General features: G+C 47.7%; 20 protein-coding genes. 15 read left to right on the forward strand and 5 right to left on the reverse strand.

The window, feature by feature from the left end; all coding sequences use genetic code 11:
- Positions 1-93: 93 nt before the first annotated feature.
- The 3 genes from PAHA3_RS03825 to PAHA3_RS03835 all read right to left on the reverse strand — a co-directional run bounded on the left by PAHA3_RS03825 (position 94) and on the right by PAHA3_RS03835 (position 1,358).
- Positions 94-435: a YtpI family protein gene (locus PAHA3_RS03825; protein WP_082762708.1), complete on the reverse strand. Its 342-nt coding sequence runs from the start codon at positions 433-435 to the stop codon at positions 94-96.
- Positions 436-518: 83 nt separating this feature from the next.
- Positions 519-1,007, reverse strand: a complete 489-nt coding sequence (locus tag PAHA3_RS03830; RefSeq protein ID WP_017689500.1) for a hypothetical protein — start codon at positions 1,005-1,007, stop codon at positions 519-521.
- A 21-nt stretch (positions 1,008-1,028) separates the two neighbouring features.
- Positions 1,029-1,358 carry a YtrH family sporulation protein gene (locus tag PAHA3_RS03835; protein ID WP_026081169.1) on the reverse strand — a complete coding sequence of 110 codons (330 nt, stop codon included), beginning with the start codon at positions 1,356-1,358 and terminating at the stop codon, positions 1,029-1,031.
- Between the two features lie 264 nt (positions 1,359-1,622).
- On the opposite strand from PAHA3_RS03835, the gene PAHA3_RS30790 reads away from it, so the two are divergent.
- The 9 genes from PAHA3_RS30790 to PAHA3_RS03880 all read left to right on the forward strand — a co-directional run bounded on the left by PAHA3_RS30790 (position 1,623) and on the right by PAHA3_RS03880 (position 11,843).
- Positions 1,623-5,762, forward strand: coding sequence for a DNA polymerase III subunit alpha (locus PAHA3_RS30790; protein WP_062833544.1), 4,140 nt, complete (start codon positions 1,623-1,625; stop codon positions 5,760-5,762).
- Between the two features lie 209 nt (positions 5,763-5,971).
- Positions 5,972-6,463: a phosphatidylglycerophosphatase A family protein gene (locus tag PAHA3_RS03845; RefSeq protein ID WP_062833545.1), complete on the forward strand. Its 492-nt coding sequence runs from the start codon at positions 5,972-5,974 to the stop codon at positions 6,461-6,463.
- A gap of 282 nt (positions 6,464-6,745) precedes the next feature.
- A complete protein-coding gene (locus tag PAHA3_RS03850) occupies positions 6,746-6,934 on the forward strand; it encodes a hypothetical protein (RefSeq protein WP_017689496.1) in 189 nt (62 codons plus the stop codon).
- Between the two features lie 207 nt (positions 6,935-7,141).
- Positions 7,142-7,276: a hypothetical protein gene (locus PAHA3_RS31065; protein ID WP_268801799.1), complete on the forward strand. Its 135-nt coding sequence runs from the start codon at positions 7,142-7,144 to the stop codon at positions 7,274-7,276.
- Between the two features lie 63 nt (positions 7,277-7,339).
- Positions 7,340-8,233, forward strand: coding sequence for an acetyl-CoA carboxylase, carboxyltransferase subunit beta (gene accD, locus PAHA3_RS03860; RefSeq protein ID WP_036609844.1), 894 nt, complete (start codon positions 7,340-7,342; stop codon positions 8,231-8,233).
- A complete protein-coding gene (locus PAHA3_RS03865; RefSeq protein WP_062833546.1) occupies positions 8,234-9,265 on the forward strand; it encodes an acetyl-CoA carboxylase carboxyltransferase subunit alpha in 1,032 nt (343 codons plus the stop codon). It begins immediately after the preceding gene.
- 105 nt (positions 9,266-9,370) lie between these two features.
- Positions 9,371-10,798 carry a pyruvate kinase gene (gene pyk, locus PAHA3_RS03870; protein WP_062833547.1) on the forward strand — a complete coding sequence of 476 codons (1,428 nt, stop codon included), beginning with the start codon at positions 9,371-9,373 and terminating at the stop codon, positions 10,796-10,798.
- Positions 10,799-10,930: 132 nt separating this feature from the next.
- Complete coding sequence (locus PAHA3_RS03875) at positions 10,931-11,437, forward strand: acyl-CoA thioesterase (RefSeq protein WP_062833548.1); 507 nt, start codon at positions 10,931-10,933, stop codon at positions 11,435-11,437.
- A 7-nt stretch (positions 11,438-11,444) separates the two neighbouring features.
- Positions 11,445-11,843, forward strand: coding sequence for an FxsA family protein (locus PAHA3_RS03880; RefSeq protein ID WP_062833549.1), 399 nt, complete (start codon positions 11,445-11,447; stop codon positions 11,841-11,843).
- 101 nt (positions 11,844-11,944) lie between these two features.
- Here PAHA3_RS03880 and ytvI read toward each other — a convergent pair whose 3' ends face one another.
- Positions 11,945-13,063, reverse strand: coding sequence for a sporulation integral membrane protein YtvI (gene ytvI, locus PAHA3_RS03885; RefSeq protein ID WP_062833550.1), 1,119 nt, complete (start codon positions 13,061-13,063; stop codon positions 11,945-11,947).
- Between the two features lie 498 nt (positions 13,064-13,561).
- Here ytvI and citZ point away from each other — a divergent pair, with 498 nt between their 5' ends.
- The 4 genes from citZ to PAHA3_RS03905 all read left to right on the forward strand — a co-directional run bounded on the left by citZ (position 13,562) and on the right by PAHA3_RS03905 (position 17,632).
- A complete protein-coding gene (gene citZ, locus PAHA3_RS03890) occupies positions 13,562-14,674 on the forward strand; it encodes a citrate synthase (protein WP_062833551.1) in 1,113 nt (370 codons plus the stop codon).
- A gap of 147 nt (positions 14,675-14,821) precedes the next feature.
- A complete protein-coding gene (gene icd, locus PAHA3_RS03895; protein WP_062833552.1) occupies positions 14,822-16,114 on the forward strand; it encodes an NADP-dependent isocitrate dehydrogenase in 1,293 nt (430 codons plus the stop codon).
- Positions 16,115-16,129: 15 nt separating this feature from the next.
- A complete protein-coding gene (gene mdh, locus PAHA3_RS03900; RefSeq protein WP_062833553.1) occupies positions 16,130-17,071 on the forward strand; it encodes a malate dehydrogenase in 942 nt (313 codons plus the stop codon).
- A gap of 135 nt (positions 17,072-17,206) precedes the next feature.
- Positions 17,207-17,632 (forward strand): hypothetical protein, encoded by a 426-nt coding sequence (locus tag PAHA3_RS03905; protein ID WP_139331820.1) that lies wholly within the window; start codon positions 17,207-17,209, stop codon positions 17,630-17,632.
- Between the two features lie 263 nt (positions 17,633-17,895).
- Here the strand turns inward: PAHA3_RS03905 and PAHA3_RS03910 are convergent, their stop codons facing one another.
- Positions 17,896-19,455, reverse strand: coding sequence for a histidine kinase N-terminal 7TM domain-containing diguanylate cyclase (locus tag PAHA3_RS03910; RefSeq protein WP_062833554.1), 1,560 nt, complete (start codon positions 19,453-19,455; stop codon positions 17,896-17,898).
- Between the two features lie 352 nt (positions 19,456-19,807).
- On the opposite strand from PAHA3_RS03910, the gene PAHA3_RS03915 reads away from it, so the two are divergent.
- Together PAHA3_RS03915 and pnpS are read left to right on the forward strand one after the other, a co-directional pair.
- Entirely contained in the window at positions 19,808-20,155 is a 348-nt protein-coding gene (locus PAHA3_RS03915; RefSeq protein WP_062833555.1) for a cupin domain-containing protein, read from the forward strand.
- A 43-nt stretch (positions 20,156-20,198) separates the two neighbouring features.
- A complete protein-coding gene (gene pnpS, locus PAHA3_RS03920) occupies positions 20,199-22,019 on the forward strand; it encodes a two-component system histidine kinase PnpS (protein ID WP_062833556.1) in 1,821 nt (606 codons plus the stop codon).
- The last annotated feature ends 106 nt before the right edge of the window (positions 22,020-22,125 follow it).

Below are 22,125 nucleotides of genomic sequence, written 5' to 3' on the forward strand. Positions count from 1 at the left end.
ATGCTGGGTTCCGCTGAAACCGCGGTTCAGGCAACGCTCGATGTAGGGAAGTACTCTCTTTTTTTGCAGACACAACGATAATACTTCAAGATATCATGAAGATTGTCCAGAGGTTTTACCTGATCCATTACTGGACCGTTGTTGAAGCCTGGCATAGTAACTGCGGTTACGTATTCCGGCGAATACATTGTATGCACCCATAATTAGAAATAGCGCTTCCACAACTACAGATAACGTGGAACCCGTGAAGACAAACATGAGGATTAGCGCAAGCACGATGAGCATGCTACCCATCCAGATATTCGTCCAGGAGCGGTAAAGACCAGCGCTGGCAGCATCCGAGGTTCTGCGTGAACGAATGCTGTTCAGAGCTGCAAAGACCATGACAACGGCAAAGATAGCGATCAGAGCATATTTGAGTACATCGATGAACACAAAGACGCAGCTCCTTTTCTGGAAAGCATTTACTGCCCTTATTGTACCATGCAGAGATGAAGACAAGGGCAGTTTTTTTGCTATTACGCAGGAACATGCATGCGAATCTGTACCCAAACTTGCAGTACGCCTTCCATGACCAGCATGGTCTTGACCTGAACGGTGTACTCCTTCTCTCTGACAGAATACACTTTCTGATTCAGCATAATTCGCGTCATTTTACTGTACTCGTCGATGTTAAATACATCTCTGCCCCGCAGCACCTCAAGTTCGTCCCCGAGCTTCTGTAACATTACTTTCAGAGAAGCTTCGTCCGGACCTTTATCAGATTCTTCTGCGCGCACCTTGATTTCCTTGATAACGGTTTGGCGTTTACTGTATTTTTTCAGCGTTTTGATATCCTCCTCATTCTGATGCAGCTGAAGCTGCAGCTCCTGATTGTTCAGCCACAACGCATTGTAACTTAGGTGAAATACACCGTTGTAGACGACACATCCAGCGATCATTCCCAGAACAAATACAGCGGTCATTCGCATCAGCGGGCGGTAACGGGAGAATGGCGGAATCCTCATGAACGCTGTTCCTGTCTCATATTAGCTCCGGCCTCCGCCGCACACCCATTTTACTAATTCGGTTCCCATATGCGCGCCCATAAAAGCAGAGATCAGATACAGGATTTGTTTGACCGCCGGAGACAGGTTGCCATCCAGGAAATTGCTCTCGATGACACGCATGGGATCGATGGTTCCACCGACAGCAGCTGCGAGTGCCCATATCTTTATTTTTCCGGAAATATCGAGCATCGTCTGTGTCGGAGGTTGAAGCGAGATCACCGCTCCAATACCTCCGATCATCGCGCCGCCCAGCACGATCCCAAACGCAATAAAGAAATCAAGAATGGCTTTGGACAAAAATGTGCTCATTGGCAACACCCCTTTCAGACCCAGCAGCACACCTCCTGTCTTTGGTCTGTCACAGGGGGAGCGGCTTGTACTTCTATTGTATGGGCGTGCCCCCGAACGTTATGATAAAATAGAATAATAAAGTCTCCTTTTAAGAGGTTGTCACGAATTTTAATAGGTGATTCCATTTTTTATTTATTTAATTCATATATATGAGAAAGATAGGGCAGCAGACGGATCAGAAGATCGATGCTGTGACTATCTGCGGCGAAAGGAAGAAAAAACATGAGTTCTTTTGTGCATTTGCACGTTCACAGCGAATACAGTTTGCTGGACGGCGCTGCGCGTATTCCGGATCTCGTGGGCAAGGCTGCAGATCTCGGAATGACGACACTTGCGCTGACCGACCATGGCGTGATGTATGGTGCAATTCCTTTTTATAAAGCATGTATGGAGCGAGGCATCAAGCCGATTATTGGTTGCGAGGCATACATGACAGCAGGGTCCCGCAAAGAGCGGGGAAGCCGCAAGGATCAACCGATTCATCATTTGATTTTGCTGGCCAAAAATATGACGGGTTACCGTAATCTAATGAAATTGTGCTCGATTGGACATCTCGAAGGCTTTCATTACAAGCCACGTGTAGATATGGAAAGTCTGGCTGCCCATCACGAGGGCATTATCTGCCTCAGTGCGTGTCTCGGCGGGGAAGTACCACAGCATCTACTGCATGGACGAGAAGAAGAGGCAAGACGTGCGGCGTTACGCTACAAAAATATCTTTGGTGCCGACTTCTATCTGGAACTTCAGGATCATGGACTTTCCGAGCAAAAAAGGGTAAATCCGCAGTTGATCAAACTGGCTGCTGAGCTTGAGATTCCACTTGTCGCGACCAATGATGCGCATTACCTGTCGGAAGAGGATGCTGAGCTTCAGGATGTGCTGATTTGTATCGGAACGGGCAAGACCGTGGACGATGAGAGTCGGCTTCGGATCGGAACCAATCAGCTCTATCTGAAAAGTGAAGAAGAGATGGCTCGCTTGTTTCCTCATGTACCGGAAGCTTTGGCGAACACCGTCCGCATTGCGGAGTCCTGTGAATTGGAGCTGGAATTCGGCAAATCGATTTTGCCGGAGTACAGACCGCTTCCTGATGGGCTCAGCCCTTCGGCGTATCTGCGTCAGCTGTGCGAAGAAGGAATGAAGGAGCGTTACGCGCAGTCCACACGCTGGACAGACGCGGAGCTTCGATCCGAACTTGAACAACGCCTGGCGTATGAACTGGGTGTAATCGACAGCATGGGGTTCTCGGATTATTTCCTGATTGTCTGGGATTTTATCGCCTATGCGCATAAACAAGGGATTGTTACTGGACCAGGCCGGGGCTCCTCGGCAGGTAGTCTGGTAGCTTACACTTTGCACATTACCGATGTTGATCCGATGAAATACAACCTGCTCTTCGAACGGTTCTTGAATCCCGAGCGGATCTCGATGCCGGATATTGATATTGACTTCAGCGATGAGCGGCGGGATGAGGTCATTGATTATGTGGCGCATAAATATGGCAAAGCCCATGTCGCCCAGATTATTACGTTTGGAACGATGGCTGCCCGAGCGGCTGTACGTGATGTTGGGCGGGCACTGAATGTGCCTTATGGCGAAGTGGACAAGGCTGCGAAGCTGATTCCAGCGCAGCTCGGCATTAACATCGAGCGGGCCATGGAAGCTACACCTGAACTGAAGGCGCTGTATGAGACCAAACCGAAAACGCGTGAACTGCTGGATATGGCCATGAAGGTCGAGGGCATGCCGCGTCATGCTTCGACGCATGCTGCGGGAGTGGTCATCTCCCGTGATCCGTTGACCGATGCGGTGCCGCTTCAGGAGGGCAGTGAAGGGACAGCATTAACCCAGTATTCGATGGAAAACCTGGAGTCGATTGGGTTGCTTAAGATGGACTTTTTGGGTCTGCGTACCCTCTCAATCATTGAGCGTTGTGTGCGCTGGATTGGGGAACATGGAGAAATCCCGGATTTCCGCCTTATCCCCGATGATGATCCGTTAACGTACGAGATGCTTGGGCGAGGGGACACGATGGGCATATTCCAACTGGAATCTGCCGGGGTACGCCGTGTGCTGAAAGAGATGAAGCCAAGTGTATTTGAAGATGTAATCTCTGTACTTGCCTTGTACCGTCCGGGCCCAATGGAGTTCATATCCAAGTATATTCAGGGCAAGCATGGACAGATCGAAGTGGATTACCCTCATGTGGATCTGGAGCCTATCCTGAAAGATACGTACGGGATCATCGTGTATCAGGAACAGATTATGCAGATTGCCTCCCGGATGGCGGGTTTCTCGCTGGGTGAAGCAGATTTGCTTCGCAGAGCGGTCTCCAAGAAGAAACGGGAAGTGCTGGATCTGGAGCGTGGACACTTTGTACAGGGCAGTCTGAAACAAGGGTATAGCGAAGAAGAGGCAGACCTGGTCTATGATATGATCGTCAAGTTTGCCAATTATGGCTTCCCGCGTGCTCATGCCGCGGCATATGGTGTGCTCGCGTTCCAGACGGCTTATCTGAAGGCACATTATCCGGTTCATTTTATGGCGTCCATGCTTACAGCTGTGATGGGCAGCCATCGGAAAGTGGCAGAGTACGTGGTGGAATGTCGGCGTATGGATATGGAGGTGCTTCCGCCGGATGTGAATGAGAGCGGTATTCTGTTTACACCTGTATTTGTGCCGTCCGGCAGTGCAGGAACCGGGGATCAGAGCAATGTATCGAAGCAGACTGCGGGAGTAAATGCAGAGAGTGATACCGGAACATTTACCGAAGAACATGCCGGGAACAGTAACGGAAGTTCCTTCGACGAACATCCCGTTCATGAGCATGATGGGTATTCCGGACAAGCCGAATATGGTGAAGCACCTCTGCCGGATGATCCCGGTCCTGGGCCGGAAGAGGACAGTGGTGGATATGAATGGCAAGCAGCGACATCCATGCCTGAGGCACCGGACAACCGGAAGGAACCGAGATTGGTGACTGCTGCTTCAACGGAAAATGGTAATGACCAGGGACAAGAAGTGTCTTCTTCGCACGCGGAGCAAAGTGAAGTGTCCTCGGCAGAGAAGAATGTTGCAGTGTCTGATGAGAATCCGGATGATGCAAAATTAACGGGTGCAATACGGTTCGGTCTGGCCGCTGTGAAAAATGTCGGTACCCAGGCGATGGAAAGCATCATGATCGTAAGGCAGGAGAGACCGTTCGACAGTTTGCTCGATTTTTGTCGTCGTGTGGACTTGCGTGTATGCAACAAACGTGTGATTGAATCGTTAATTCAGGCAGGCGCTTTTGACACCTTGCCTGGACACCGGGCCCAATTGCTCGCGATGCTGGATGAGACGGTAGAGGCAGCGCTGAAATGGCGCAAGGAACGCGAGGATCTGCAGATTCAATTGTTCGACTTCGTGGAGACGCCGAACTGGGAGATCGAATATCCGGAAATCCCCCCTTATTCTTCAGGACAGCAACTGGAGCTGGAGCGTGAGTTGTTAGGCTTGTATCTTTCCGGGCATCCGCTGGATGACTATGAAGATGTGCTGGAATCGAGTGGAGCTGACCGGATCATGGAGCTGACGGAGGCGGCTGACGATACGATGACCGTCGCCGCGGGAATGGTCGTGTCCGTGAAGTCGATTACGACGAAACAAGGCAAGGCTATGGCGTTCATGGAGCTGGAAGACCAGATTGAACGCTGCGAAGTGGTTCTCTTTCCCGAGGTATGGCGGCGTAGCCAGCAGTATGTCGGGAAAGGCGAACTGCTCGTCGTGCGTGCCAAAGTGCAGCAGCAAGACGAAGGGTTTAAGCTGCTGGCTGAAGAAGTGGCGCCGCTATCACCGGCGGCACTGGAGCAGCAGCTGCGCAGCCGTGACCGGCGCGGCAAGCCCGGCAGCGGTAGCTCTTCGCGCCCGGCGCAGGCGGCTTCGCCGCGGCGGCCAGCGGGCGCAGGAGCCGAAGCGCAGCGCAGCAGCGCAGGCGGGGAGGCTTCCGCTGTGCGTAGCAGCGGAAGCCAAGGTTCGGCAGCGACGCGCAGCGATGCGGCGAGCACGGGCGCAGCCACGGCGGCGGCTTCCCGGGCCGGCGGTGCCGTAGAGGCGGCTGGCAGCCCGGAGCAGATCCGCGGACCGCGGGCGGTGGAGCAGCGGGTGTTCGTGAAGATCGCCCCGCATGCGGAGAAACCTGAGCTTCTGGCACGTCTGAAGCAGCTGCTTCAGGAGCATCCCGGACCTGTAGCGACGGTGCTCTTCTATGAGCAGCAACAGAAGCTGCTTGCGCTGAGCGATGCCTATCGGATTAAGCCATCACCAGCCCTGTTCTCCGATATGGAGAAGATGCTAGGTGAAGGCACGGTCAAAATTAAATAAGAGGCTGTCCCGCAAGGGATAGCTCTTAATCCCATAAATACGAAACCTGTTCGGCTAAATGCTGAACAGGTTTTTTGGTAATTGTTTTAGAACGGTTCCTGACTTCAACCATCCGCACATTTTATGAACATTTTAACAGGTTGCTGCATACACTTGAGAACACCGAAGGACCTCGCGGTCCTCGGGGGATTGATGCGGGAGGTCGAGATATGTCATATGAAATCGTAGAAGCCATGCTGGCCCGGCGGGGTGTACGGATTGATGCCATCGCAGCAATTGTATACCGTCTGCAAAAAGGGTACCACCCCGAACTGACCTTGGACGACTGTGTAACCAGCGTGAAATCCGTTCTGCAGAAACGAGAGGTGCAATACACGCTATATACCGGTATTGCTCTCGACGAACTTGCGGAGAAAAAACTCTTGCCTCAACCGTTACAGGCTATTATGGAAGCGGATGAATCCCTGTATGGAGTGGACGAGACTCTGGCCCTCGGCATTACTCATGTGTATGGTATGATCGGTTTAACCAGCTTTGGTTATCTGGATAAAGAAAAAATAGGTGTTATTCATGATTTGAACGAACACGCAACAGCCATTCATGTCTTTTTGGATGATCTGGTCGCAGGGGTGGCGGCTGCCGCATCTGCCCGGATTGCACACAAAAATATTAAAGCCAAAAAATACCCCTCAGACCTGTAACCCCCTGCATTTCCATGCTTATATGCTGTTGTCACTCCAATGGCTCATATGAAGTCATCAAGGGCGGCTGAGGCTGCCCTGATAGGCTTGATGCTGCTTGTCGGAGGGGCTGAACAAGAAGATTTCGTCAACCATATGAGTTATTCGTGGGGGACAAACGTCCCTCATGATCCCGAATTCTCCCCAAAGGTCCCGAACCCTTTCTTGCAGAAAAAAAGTGAGGTATGTTATCATTAGTCCAATATACGGGCTCTGAACATTAGCTTAGGGGGCGGACAAGGCATGTGGACGGTGATTTACATTGCGCCGACAGCAAAGGTTGCGGACAAGATCAAGACCAAGCTTTCGGAAGAAGGTTTTCTGGTACAGACCCGTCCCATCAGTTTATCCAAGCAGCAATTTGAGATTCGCGTCCCTTCTGGGGAATTGGAAGAGGTCCAGGAAGTGCTGAATTCCATTCTGCATTCCTGATTCGTTCAACATCGACGTGCCTTGGCAGATGAAGAAGTACCATCGGTACATAAGGGACTAATCGCGTAAGCGGAGAGAGGAATCGACTTGCATGTATTGTATGCTGCTGTCCTTCCTTCTTTTTTTGTTAGGACAAGGACCGATCTGGTTGCTCCCGGAGACCCTACCAAGATAGATTCAAACATCGGCGCAACAATCTTTCGGTTATTGCAGGTAACATCAATCGTGCTGACAGAAGCCGCTGATCCTTGCCCTGTACCGGCGGATTTTTTTGTTGTGAATGCTGGACAAGGCCCATGGCAGCGTGTGGGTCGTAAGCGGTTTACCGTAGCACGCGGATGAAGCTGCCACAAGCAGCGAACTGCAGGTTGCGGCCATCAAATCAACGGCTGGAGAGGTGTAGTTGTGTTCAAAGATATATTCCAGAAGAAACGGAAGTACGCTACCATACCTTCCGAGCGTGCGCTTCCCGGCGAAGGCCAGGAAGTCCTAGAACGCCCAAAACGTGAAATACCTGAAGGGCTTATGAACAAGTGCAGCAAATGCGGCACCATTCAATATAGCAAGGAATTGGAGAAAAATCTGAAAGTATGTCCTGCTTGCGGTTACCATATGCGCCTTAACGCTATGGAGCGCATTGCTATGGTACTTGATGATCAAGGGTTTGTTGAGTTTGACGCTGATATGATATCGGTTGATCCACTTGGCTTTCCTGGATATAGCAACAAACTGGAACAACAGCGCCTGAAATCGGGTCTGAAAGAAGCGGTAATTACGGGGGAAGGAACCATTGATGGCCTGCCTGTAGTTGTCGCTGTCATGAGTTTTGATTTCTTCACGGGCAGTATGGGTTCGGTTGTAGGGGAGAAAATCACCCGTGCCATTGAGCATGCAACAGAGAAACGCCTGCCATTGATCATTTTCTCCACATCAGGTGGTGCCCGGATGCAGGAGAGTATTCTCAGTCTCATGCAAATGGCCAAAACAAGCGCAGCTTTATCCCGTTTGGATGAACAGGGCGGGCTGTACATTTCGGTCATTACGGACCCAACGACAGGTGGAGTCTCGGCAAGTTTTGCGAGTCTTGGCGATATTAACATTGCCGAACCTGGCGCTGTATTTGGTTTTGCCGGCAGAATCGTTATCGAACAGACGATCCGTCAGAAGTTACCTGATGATTTCCAGACGGCTGAATTTAATATGCAACACGGTCAGTTGGACATGGTTGTGCACCGGAAAGAACTTCGGGCCACTCTTGGCAAGCTTCTGGATATGCATAGTGAAAAAGGAGGGGTCTAAATGGCGGGTGAGTTGCCATATGAAGCGCCTCTGGTTGAGATGCGCAAAAAGATTGATGAACTCGTACAGTTTGGACAGGAAAAAGGCATCGACTTTACGGATGAGATTGCCCGCCTGGAAGAGCGTTACCATAGACTTGAAGAAGAGATCTACACAGGCATAACGGCAGCTCAGAAGATGCATCTGGCTCGTCATCAGCAGCGCCCAACTGCGCTGGATCTGATCCAGCTGATATTTACGGACTTCATTGAGCTTCACGGCGACCGCATGTTCGGAGATGATCTTGCGGTTGTTGGTGGGCTTGCCAAGTTCAATGGAAAGACAGTAACGGTAATTGGACAACAGCGGGGGAAAGATACGAAGGATAATATCGCCCGCTTTTTCGGGAGCGCTCATCCGGAAGGTTTCCGAAAAGGGCTGCGTCTGATGAAACAAGCGAACAAATTTGGCCGCCCTATTATTACGTTTATTGATACTAAAGGGGCGTATCCGGGTAATACTGCAGAAGAGAGAGGTCAATCGGAAGCTATTGCGCGCAACCTGATGGAAATGGCGAAGCTTTCGGTCCCTGTTATTGTTGTGGTCATCGGCGAAGGTGGAAGCGGCGGTGCCCTCGCTATGGCTGTGGGTAATCGTGTGTTGATGCTGGAACATGCGATCTATTCTGCGATCTCTCCGAACGGGGCTGCTTCGATTCTCTGGAAGGATGCATCCAAGGCAGATCAGGCGGCTGAAGCGATGAAAATAACAGCCAAAGACCTCCTGGAGATGGAAGTCATTGAAGATATCATCCCTGAGCCACGCGGCGGTGCTCACCGGGATTATGAAGCGTCTGCTGCTTTCATCAGCGAAGCTTTGGTCCGTCATCTCGACGAGATGAAGGGTTGGAGCGGGGATCAGCTGAAACAGGATCGTTATGAGAAATTCCGTAAAATTGGATCGGTCACGTTTGAACCTCAAGCACCCATTGAAGCCCCTCAAGAGCCTGTAGAAGTCGATGTGGCGAGTAATTTGTCGGGAAATGCTGAATAATGTGACGAATTTCCTATACAAATGAGCAAAAGTATAGTAAATTTAATAGTTGGAAAAAGAAAAATAGATAAAGAGATATACCTTTAAAATCGGAGGAAACCCAAAATGCGCAAAACGAAAATTGTATGTACCATTGGTCCATCCAGTGAATCCCTGGAGAACACCAAAAAATTGATTATGGCCGGTATGAATGTGGCCCGTCTGAACTTCTCCCACGGTGATTTCGATGAGCACGGCGGACGGATCATTGCGATTCGCCAAGCATGCGAAGAGTTGAACAAAACAGTAGCGATCCTGCTGGACACCAAAGGACCGGAAATTCGGACAGGTAAACTCGAAGTTGAGCCGATTGAATTGGTTCAAGACGAGTACATCACTTTGACAACAGAAGAAATTCTGGGCACCAAAGAACGTCTTTCCATTACGTATACAGATCTTCCGAATGATGTTGAACCGGGATCTACAATTCTGATCGACGACGGTCTGATCGGACTGACTGTGGTGGAAGTGCAAGGCACCGAGATCAAATGCCGTATCGTTAACGGCGGATCGATCAAAAGCAAAAAAGGTGTTAACGTTCCGGGCGTTGCCATTTCTCTGCCGGGTATCACTGAAAAAGACGCTAACGATATCGTATTCGGTATTGAGCAAGGTGTCGACTTCATCGCGGCTTCTTTTGTTCGTAAAGCGAGTGACGTACTTGAGATTCGTGAACTGCTTGAAAAACACAATGCTGGACATATCCAAATCATCTCCAAAATCGAAAACCAACAAGGTGTCGACAACCTCGATGAAATCCTTGAAGTATCTGACGGCCTGATGGTTGCTCGTGGTGACCTCGGTGTTGAGATTCCTGCGGAAGAAGTACCATTGGTACAAAAACGCATGATCGAAAAATGTAATGTTGCAGGTAAACCGGTTATCACAGCTACACAAATGCTGGATTCCATGCAGCGTAACCCGCGTCCAACACGTGCGGAAGCAAGTGACGTGGCGAATGCGATCTTCGATGGTACGGACGCTATCATGTTGTCTGGTGAGACAGCTGCGGGTAAATACCCAGTTGAATCCGTTCTGACTATGTCCCGTATTGCTGAAAAAGCAGAATCTGCTCTGCCTTACCAAGAGCTGTATCTGAAACAACGTGTTGCTCAACAAACAACCGTTACAGAAGCAATCAGCCAATCGGTTGCCCTCTCAGCTCAAGATCTGAACGCAAAAGCGATCATTACTTCAACTGAATCAGGACACACTGCACGCATGATTTCCAAGTATCGTCCAGAATCTCCAATCATCGCTGTTACAACGGAAGATAGAACTTCCCGTCGTTTGGCTCTGGCTTGGGGTGTAACTCCTGTCAAAGGAAGACTGGTTGATTCCACGGATGCTTTGTTCGAAAATGCAATTGAAGGCGGCGTAAAATCGGGACTTGTTAAAGAAGGAGACCTGGTTGTGATCACAGCTGGTGTACCTTTGGGTCGTTCCGGTTCTACCAACCTGATTAAAGTAAGCCAAATTCCAAACAACGCTTAATTTCGTTTTTGGATGGAGAAGCAACAGGAAAGAAGCAATGGGGCGTTAGTGTCCCGTTGCTTTTTTTCCATCTTAATGACACTTTACAGCGATGTAACACGTATGAATGGTAGAGCGAAGGAGGCCGATAACATGCAGGAACAGATCAACGGTAGCTGGTATGCGGCACGTCTTCGTGTACGCTATCAAGAGAGTGACCAGATGGGCGTGGTCTATCACGCGAACTATTTGAACTGGTTTGAAATCGGTCGCACTGAGATGATTCGCCAAATGGGGTATACATATCGTAAAATGGAGGAACAGGGGTTACTGCTTCCCGTAACCGGACTGGATGTGAAGTATCACAAACCTGCCCGATATGATGATGAGATTATCATTTTCACCCGTATTGCTGCATTTAGTGGTCTGCGACTGAACTATGAGTACGACATAAGGCGCATGTCTGAAGAACCTGATGAGCATATGGCGATTGGAGAACGGGTATGGTCAGCGGATGAATCACTCCCCGGTGAACGGCTGGTTACAGGTTCTACCCAGCATGTATGGGTAAACGGGGACTGGAAGCCGGTTCGGCTGGATAAGGCAGCCTCTGAGCTATACAGCGCGCTTGAAAAGGTGTGGCTTTCGGGAAAGGGGTAATACGTCAATGCGAAAATGGATGTGGGCTTTACTATTAATCATTCCGGTGATTGAATTATTTGGTTTCATTCTGATGAGTGACTGGATTGGAGCCGGAAAGACATTGCTTCTCATGATCCTCACGTCCTTGATTGGTATAGCAATGTTGCAGTTTGAAGGGCGAAAAGTACTTGTGGACGCCAAATCCGAGATGGAGCGCGGTAAGGTACCTGGAAGAAAAATGGTCGATGGTCTTTTTATTTTTGTCGGTGGTTTCTTGCTCCTGATTCCAGGCTTTGTAACGGATCTGATCGGATTTACACTGGTGTTTCCGTTAACACGTCCGGTATACCGTCTGTTCTTCTTGGGATGGTTGGAGAAAAAAATGAAAAGTGGCAACATCACGTTTTATCGTCGTCCGAAATGAATGAAACACGGGTTGTTATGCAAAAAGGCTCCGCTCAGCAGATGGTTTCTGTTGAACGAAGCCTTTTTTTTATTTGTCCTGCGTGCTCATAAGGTCATGCTTCATCGGACACGTCCGTTGATAATATATGTTCTGAGGTCGCGTAACACGTTAGCCCGATTGAACGCATCGAGGATGACCAGACTGACAGGACCAATAATCAAACCCAGTACACCGAACAGCTTCAATCCTACGAACATGCCAACCAGCGTGGCGAGCGGATCGAGTCCTACACTGCTGGCAAGTACCTTTGGTTCAATAATCTGACGGGCGATCAGTAAGATCAGATAGATGACACTGATCCCAATGCCAAGATACAGATCTCCATTCATAAACAGATATGCTGCCCAAGGCACCATGACCAGACCGACACCCAGATAAGGAAGCAGATCGACCAAACCAATCATCAGAGCGATGGTGAAGGCTGAATTGACTTGCAATATAAGCAGTCCAATCATGACGAATAGTGCTGTAATCGAGATCATGATCAATTGTGCTCTTGCGTATCCGAACAGTGCCTTCTTAAGGTCAGTCCATATGTCGGATATTGGCTTGCGAATGGAAGAGGGTACCCAACCCGAGACGGTGATGCTATGTCGGGTCCAACTTTTGCTAATGAAGAACGTAGACAACAGAACAACGATTAATACCGCACCCATGTTAGGCAGGGAAGTCAGCAGACTCAGAATCATGTTGAAAAATCCGGTGACCAGATCTGTCACGGCTGTACCTACGGTTTCAGTCGTTTTACTAATATTGCTGTTGATGGTTTCCTGGTAGTTAGGATTTTCCTTGTAAAACTCATTGATCTGCGCAATCAAGCTCTGAATCGTGTCATTCTGAGTCCAACGCACAAACGTGTCTTTGATCTCATCAACGTGGAGATCGAAACTTGTCGTCAGTGAAATGACTTCTTTCACCATACGGGTAATAGCCGCAGATAGTACCACCGCAATGGCTCCAAAATAAAGGATTAATGAAAGAGTCACAGCCAGCCAGCGGGGAAATCGAGCTCGATGCTGAAGCAGCTTCACCAATGGATTCATGGCATAGGCGATAATCCAGGCGATCGCAAAAGGGTATAAGAGCGGAAACAGCAAGTATATGGCAACGGCGATCAGAACGGTCGCAATAATCACCCATAAGCCGCGGAGCAGACGTTTCATTATAATTCTATCCAAGCATCAACTCTCCTTATTTCAATTAAGCCGACCTATGTATGATGCACGAAGCAGTATTAGAAATAGATGGCTATCTTAATTAATATAGAGCATTTACAAGGTTTTGAAACGCCGGGAGGTTAACCTATACCTGAATCTTTCTTTTGCCTAGAGTATGCCTCAGTATTACAGAATATAGCAATAGAAAGTTCTTCATACGACAGAATTGGTTAAAAAACATTAAATGTCAACCTTGTTTTTGTAAAGGCTTTCAAAAATGCTTTATCGGACCGATAAAGAAGTTTGATGTGCGAATGAACTCTCATCATGTTCACATAAACGACAAAATCCAGTATGATGTTATAAGTAAATACCGATTGACAGATAGGAAAACCGTATTTTGAATTATTTGGTAATTTCAAAATGAAAATGTTTACAAAAAGAGGATAGGTGCATTTTGGCACTTATATGACACTCTGGAATGGTTCCTGATTTCGCTTATTAAAGGAGAGATGTAATATGACAGCTACCAAAGGTCTGGAAGGCATCGTTGCAACAACCTCTTCGATCAGCTCTATTGTAGACGGTGTGCTTACATACCGTGGTTACGATATCGACGATTTGGCTGAACATGCCAGCTTTGAAGAAGTTGCCTATTTGTTGTGGTTTGGTAAATTGCCGACAACAGATGAACTGAAATCCCTTCGCAAAAGCCTGAGCGATTACGCGCCGATTCCGAGCGAGTTGATTGCACAAATCCAATTGTATCCGAAAAACGTGAGTACCATGGCAGCACTTCGTTCCGCTATCTCTGCACTTGCACTGTACGACGAGCAAGCTGATGAGATGACAACGGAAGCGAATGAGAACAAAGCCGTTAAGTTGCAAGCACAGTTGCCAACGATTGTGGCAGCCATCGCCCGTATTCGTCAGGGCAAAGAACCTGTGGCTCCAAAAGAAGGCGCTTCCATCGCAGAGAACTTTTTATATATGATGACTGGTGAAGAACCATCCGAGACCGCAGTAAAAGCATTGGACCAAGCGCTTGTCCTGCATGCGGATCACGAGTTGAACGCTTCGACATTTGCAGCACGCGTAACGGTTGCAACGCTGTCGGATATCTATTCCGGTGTAACTTCCGCCATTGGCGCACTGAAGGGACCACTGCATGGCGGTGCGAACGAAGCCGTTATGAAAATGTTGAATGAGATCGGTACGCCAGATCGTCTGGAAGCGGCAATTCAGGAAAAACTGAACAACCGTGAAAAGATCATGGGCTTTGGACATCGCGTATACAAAAACGGTGATCCACGTGCCAAACATCTGCAGAAGATGTCCAAGGAACTGGGCGAGCTGAACAATGACACACGTCTGTATGATATGTCTGTGAAGATCGAGGAACTGGTAACTGGACAAAAAGGACTGAAGCCAAACGTAGACTTCTATTCTGCTTCTGTATATACCCAACTGCATATTCAACAGGAATTGTTTACGCCGATATTTGCCATCAGCCGGGTATCTGGTTGGACTGCGCATATTTTGGAACAGCTTGCGGACAATCGCATCATTCGTCCACGTGCGGAGTACACTGGCCCTGCAGAACAGAAATACGTTTCTATTGAACTTCGCTAATAGCCGCAAAACCAGTATAATAATAAGGACGAGGTGAAGGGTTGGAAAGTAGAGGCGTTACTTGCTTTGGCTCTCAGGACCCTTCCCTCAATAAGACTAGTGGTATTATAAATACTGCACATATGAAACCTAGGAGGAATTTTAACTATGAAATTAGAAAAATTTGCTCACCCAACTGAAGGCGAAAAAATTCAAATTGATAACGGTACACTTCAAGTACCTAATAATCCGATCATTCCATTTATCGAGGGTGACGGTACAGGCCGTGACATCTGGAAAGCTTCTAAGCGTGTATTGGATGCAGCTGTTGAAAAAGCATACGATGGCAACAAAAAAATTGCATGGTATGAAGTGTTTGCTGGACAAAAAGCATTCGATACATACGGTGAGTGGTTGCCGAATGATACGCTTGAAGCCATTCGCGAGTATATCGTAGCGATCAAAGGACCATTGACTACGCCAATCGGTGGCGGTATTCGTTCCCTGAACGTAGCCCTGCGTCAGGAGCTTGACCTGTACACATGCTTGCGTCCTGTTCGTTATTTCGACGGTGTACCTTCTCCGGTTAAACGTCCTGAGCTGGTAGACATGGTCATTTTCCGTGAGAATACGGAAGATATCTATGCAGGAATCGAGTATGCTGAAGGTTCTGAAGAAGTGAAAAAAGTAATCCAGTTCTTGCAACAGGAGATGGGTGCTAACAAAATTCGTTTCCCTGAAACTTCGGGTATTGGTATCAAACCAGTTTCTTCCGAAGGTTCGAAACGTCTGGTACGTGCAGCAATTCAATATGCAATTGATCATAACCGTAAGAGTGTTACCTTGGTACACAAAGGTAATATCATGAAATTTACTGAAGGTGCCTTCAAAAACTGGGGATACGAAGTGGCTGAAGAAGAGTTCGCTGACAAAGTATTCACTTGGGCACAATATGACATCATCAAAGATAACGAAGGTACAGATGCAGCGAATGCAGCGCAAAAAGCCGCTGAAGATGCTGGTAAAATCATCGTAAAAGATGCAATTGCCGATATCGCTCTGCAACAAGTATTGACTCGTCCAGGTGAATTTGATGTTATCGCAACATTGAACCTGAACGGTGACTATCTGTCTGATGCACTTGCAGCGCAAGTTGGCGGAATTGGTATCGCTCCTGGAGCGAACATCAACTACGTAACAGGACATGCTATCTTCGAAGCAACTCACGGTACTGCACCTAAATACGCGGACAAAGATGTCGTGAACCCTGGTTCCGTTATTCTGTCCGGCGTAATGTTGCTTGAGCACTTGGGATGGCAAGAAGCCGCTAACCTGATCTACAAAGGTATGGAAACATCCATTAACAATAAAACAGTAACGTATGACTTTGCACGTCTGATGGACGGCGCTACTGAAGTGAAATGTTCTGAATTCGCGGATCAAATCATTAAAAACCTGTAAGGGGAGATGTGAATCTTGACTATTCAGCGCAAAAAAATCACAGTAGTCGGCGCCGGGTTTACCGGTGCTACGACCGCATTAATGCTTGCCCAAAAAGAACTCGGGGATGTTGTGCTGGTTGATATTCCTCAACTGGAGAACCCGACGAAGGGGAAAGCACTCGATATGATGGAAGCAAGTCCTGTTCAAGGATTTGACAGTCATATCGTCGGCACTTCCAACTACGAAGATACTGCAGGTTCTGAGATTGTAATCATCACGGCGGGTATCGCCCGTAAACCGGGTATGAGCCGCGATGATCTGGTCAATACGAATGCGGGTATCGTGAAGTCCGTTTGTGAAAATGTGAAAAAATATTGCCCTGATTCCATCGTCATTATTCTAAGCAACCCGGTGGATGCGATGACTTATGCTGCTTATCAGACCCTGGGTTTTCCTAAAAACCGTGTTATCGGTCAGTCAGGTGTTCTGGATACAGCACGTTATTGTACCTTCATTGCGCAAGAGTTGAATGTATCTGTTGAAGATGTTCGTGGATTCGTTCTTGGCGGCCACGGAGACGATATGGTACCTCTCGTTCGTTATTCGAGCGTAGGTGGCATTCCGATCGATACGCTGATTCCGGCAGAGCGAATCGAATCCATCGTTCAGCGCACACGTGTTGGTGGTGGTGAAATTGTGAATCTGCTCGGTAACGGCAGTGCATATTATGCACCGGCGGCTTCACTCGTTCAGATGACCGAAGCGATTTTGAAGGACAAGAAACGCATCATTCCAGTGATCGCTTATCTTGAAGGTGAGTATGGCTACAATGATCTGTTCCTCGGTGTACCAACCATTCTAGGCGGTAACGGCATTGAGAAAATATTCGAACTTGAACTGACTGCGGAAGAAAAAGCAGGATTGGATAAATCTGCTGACTCGGTTCGCAACGTCATTTCGGTAGTAAACCTGTAAGTTTGAAAACTTTTTGAACAGAGATAGAGAGAAAACCTCCGGTAAACCCGGAGGTTTTCTTTTCTTTGGATAAGTTCCCCAGTATAATGGGATGTGATGTATAGCACACCGAAAATGTTGAGGAGGATGAAAATTTTGGGAATGATTATGTATCTGCTTCATATTGTTGGAGCACTGGCGATGGGATTCTATCTGATTCTGCCATTCGTGGTCGGTAAAATCCGTACCTTGAATGCTGCAGCACAAGAGGGAGCATTTGCGTCGCTTCGTTCTTTGAACAAAGTCGCGCAGTATGGACTTGTGATTCAACTTCTTACAGGCGGTTACCTGATGACAAAAGGTGAGTATTCTCATATCTGGATGGCGGTCGTTGTCGTTCTGCTCCTGGCTATTGCTGCTATTGGAGGAATTATGGGTAAACCGCTGCGACTCGCTGCAGAAGGTGTGAAAAACAAACGTGATGTAGGTCCCGAACAAAGCAAGATCCGTATGTTCAGTACACTTTTGGCTGTATTCTTGCTAATCATGGTGTACCTGATGGTGAATAGTCAGGTGATCTAAGTACGTTGGACACGTTTAATTTATCATGACGAGATGTATTGATCGCGGTATGTTAAGCGTTTGCACACGTAACAAGGACAAGCTGAATAAGGTGTAGATGGTGTTTACGTTATAACGAATGAAAAATAGACAGCCTCTTGGGCTGTCTATTTTAGTTGTTGCGATGAAGAGATCGACAGAGAGTCAGGTTATGTGAACTGGAGCTACAGAGATGGCTATCAAACATGCACCATACATATTCCATCAGACACGGTCTGTATTGGTTAGACTGTACTCACAGCATGGACACGAACAGCATTCCGACCATTGCGCTTGGACTCGTATAAGGCAGTATCAGCATCGCGTAACAAGGACTCCAGCGAATCCACACCTCCATTGTACTGAGCAATACCAAAGCTTGAGGTCAGCGTAATAGGGACTCCCTGAACATCGAGCGGTTCATTCAACAAGGCAACTCTCAGTTGTTCTGCAAGTTTCTCGGCTTCCTGGAGCGAGGTATTCGGAAGAGCGATCACGAACTCTTCTCCTCCATAACGAGCGAACAACATCTCAGGGCTCAAATAACGATTACAGACGGAGACAACATGAATGATGGCCTGATCGCCAACATCATGCCCGTACGTATCGTTGATGCGTTTAAAGTGATCAATATCAAATAATATAAATGAGGCAGGTTGCAGATTAAGGAGGGCTTCACTTAAAATTTCCCGACCTTTATGCAAAAATTGAGTACGGTTGTAAATTTTGGTCAGACCATCGAAATAAGCCAGTTGCTTCAGTTGTTCTTGCAAGAAACGTTGTTCCGTTATATCGATGAGCATAATTAGGCTGCCCACGGTCTGCGCATCTTTGTTATACACGTAAGATGTCCTGACCTGATAACATACGGTCTCTCCATCTAACTGCCAGTACAGATCCATTTGCAATCCTTCCTTGCCGTATTCAACCGGAAAAGTCTCTCCAGCAAGGTTAAGCCATATGTCATCCAAGGGTCGGCCGATCATGGTCGGATTAATCTCCGGCAACATGTCACGCATAGATCGGTTGTAATCGACCAGACGATTCGAACTATCCAGTACGATAACACCTTCACGCATGCTTTCGAAAATACTGTCCTTGGCGATCGGCACGATGGTCAGTAGACGAGAGGATAGAATCGCCCAGATGTACATGGCAGATGTGATACACATGAGCACCGGTACAGGGTCCATGCCGCCTGGCGTCAAACCAAGCAAGTACAGAAAAGCTGCGACCATGGGAATAATCTGCGAAGTGATCAGCGTAAGTAATTGACGACGATACATCTTCTTGGTGTGTTTCCATTGTCCGATCAGAATAAGACAGGCACACAACAAACAGGAGAACGTGAATGCACCGTGTACAACATACCATTGGCCTACTGCGATATCCATCAGAGGTACAGAACTATCTTCTCTTAGCCATACTTTTTTATAAAATAGATGATGAAAATCATTGGTTGCTACCATACATAGCGTAATGGAAGGGATTACAAACAGCGCGGCAGTTACCTTTTTGGATAGCGTTCTCCCGGTATATTTTATCATCAGGATGAGACCAAGAGATGCGGAGAAGGGCATGCCTATATACTCCACGGTGGTCCAAAACTTCATCTGTTCCAGCGTGTTGCTGGCCAGCTCAATGGCATACCCGAAGGTATATATGGAGAGTGCTGCTGTGTAGAGAATGAATACTTTGGAACTGGGGATCTCGGATCTTCTGAAATAGGTGTATAAACACAAAAAGACATTCAGCACAGCTGAAGTGGCTACAAGTGTTATATATGAATTAATGTGCGATTCCATTGTCAGGTCTCCATGTCAGGTTAGAATGATCAAGCCTGTAATGTTAGTCAAAGCATATCTGTATACTGTACATTGTACATCAGCCCAAGCAGCATAGGAATACACTTTGTATCATGAAACAGTCTAATTTCGAATAAATTTCGAATTTTCGGCAAATTGATGAAGATCAAATATCTCAGTCTTCTTTTTACAAAAGTCGGGATCAGTCTTCATACAACCATGATATTTTATGATTAGCCTTGTCTAAAGTTGACTGTAGTCAAGATCGATATGTTTCCTCATGAATGGGAATAGTCACCATGTCATCTGTGATATGATAGACCGAGCAAGTTTACTTCAGGGGGACAGTCATATGAAAATGAGCAAACAAAATGCAGCACATTATATATGGGGCGGGCAGTGCGATGGTTGGCACCTCGTTCAAAATGAAACACTCAGCATTATTCATGAACGAATGCCCGCAGGAACGGCTGAAATCCGACATTATCATTCGATAAGCCGTCAGTTCTTTTTTATTCTCAGCGGTGAAGCCTGTATGGAACTTAATGGAGATACGGTTGTGCTGGAACCCCATGAAGGGATTGAGATTCCTCCGGGAGAGCCTCATCAGATGATGAACCGGAGCGACAAAGAAGTGGAGTTTCTCGTTATTTCCAATCCTGGTACTCGTGGGGATCGAATTGAACTGGATTCATTGTAGAGTAAGACATTAGATATTAATCTGATCATAAAGGAAGAGATAGATGAGACCGTTCCGAATTCGCCTTGCCATCATTATGATGGTGCTGATCGGCGTATCCGTCATTGTGGCTGGATATACGATGGGCAGAGTGTTTAAGACTACGCATACGACCGCACTGGAGCAAACGATGGTGCGTGAGATTAATTTGCTCAAAGCAACCTTCCCGTTCCATGATGCAAGTGATCCAACCTCGCAAGCTACACGAAAGTATTATTCAGATCGGGCGCTGGAATTAGATCGCCTAACGGATTCCCGGGTAACTTTCATCAATAAAGATGGCACGGTCATCGGAGATTCCGAGAGTGATCCGGCATCGATGGATAACCACTTGAACCGAGAGGAGATTAAGGGTGCCGTTGGAGATGGATACGGGCAGTCCATACGTTACAGTGAAACACTGGGACAGGACATGCTGTACGTGGCACTACCTGTGAATTCGGATCAAAGTGACATGATTGAAATTCCGAGCGGCAAATTTGATGGCTATATTCGTCTTTCCATGAGTTTGCAGGCTGTTGATCAGGGGCTTCAGCGTGGATGGATGATCATGTTTGCTGCACTGGGACTGCTGTTCCTGATTGTCGCGTTTGTCAGTTATCGGGTTGCACGCGGATTAACCTCGCCGATTGAGCATATTACGAAAGTGGCCCATCGCATTACCAAGCTGGAATACGATGCGAGAGTGGACGTCACGCGTAGAGATGAGATCGGACAGCTGGGGCTTGCGATAAACGGAATGGCAGACAGCTTGCAGTCTCAGCTAAAAACGATTCGTGACAATGAAGCGCTGCTACAGAGTGTCCTGGCGAATATGACTGGAGGCATTGTTATGATCGATGCAGGGCAATCCATTGCGCTGGTCAATCGGGAAGCGGAGCGTATGCTGGGTATTCAGGCAGGAAAGGTTACAGGTAAACCTTATACTGAATTGAAAAGACACTACGAATTAACCCGTACCATTGAAGAGAGTGTTGCCCTTAAAGAACGGATGCATGAAGAAGTGAGTGTGTTCAACCCGGAGGAAAAATTGATTCGTATTGATGGGGTACCCATGTCCGAAGATGATGGCGGGTATCGAGGCATGTTGTTCCTTTTACAGGACGTGACGGCGATCCGTCGACTGGAGTCGATGCGTAGTGAGTTTGTCGCGAATGTCTCTCACGAGCTCAAGACACCTGTTGCCGCGGTCAAAGGGTTTGCGGAAACGTTGCTCAGTGGCGGGGTACAGGACAAGGAGACGGAGCGCTCATTCCTGAAAATCATCTATGATGAGGGAGATCGACTTAATCGATTGATCGGGGATATTCTGGAGTTATCCAAAATTGAATCCAAACGCGCGCCGCTGCAATGCTCCCCTGTTCATGTACACTCTTTCTTCGAAATGGTGCTGGGCACTTTATCCAAAGTGGCGGAGAAAAAGCAGATTCGTCTGGAAATGCATGTTCCCGAGGAACTGTACATTGAAGCAGATGAGGACAAAATGAAGCAGATATTCATCAATCTCTTATCCAACGGAATCAACTATACGCCCGACGGTGGCCGGGTGAAGTTGCAGGTGACAATGGATAACGATGAGGAAGTCGTGTTTGCGGTGTCGGATACGGGAATTGGCATACCGAAAAAAGATTTGCCGCGAATCTTCGAACGATTCTATCGCGTCGATAAGGGCAGATCCCGTAATTCCGGAGGAACGGGTCTTGGGCTTTCCATCGTGAAACATCTGGTGGAATTACACCATGGCAAATTGTCTGTAGAGAGTGAACTGGGCATGGGTACAACGTTCCGTGTTATTCTTCCATTCATTCAGGACGAAGAGATGTAGGTGTCAGGTATCAAATGTAAAAAGTATGTATTGTTTTACACAGCGTTAACAATTTAGTGCTATGATAGAAAAAGTGTTGTGGCAACAGACAACCTATGAAGAGAGA

Origin of the sequence: Paenibacillus amylolyticus (assembly GCF_001570725.1) — a bacterium.
Taxonomy (GTDB): Bacteria; Bacillota; Bacilli; order Paenibacillales; family Paenibacillaceae; genus Paenibacillus; species Paenibacillus amylolyticus_A.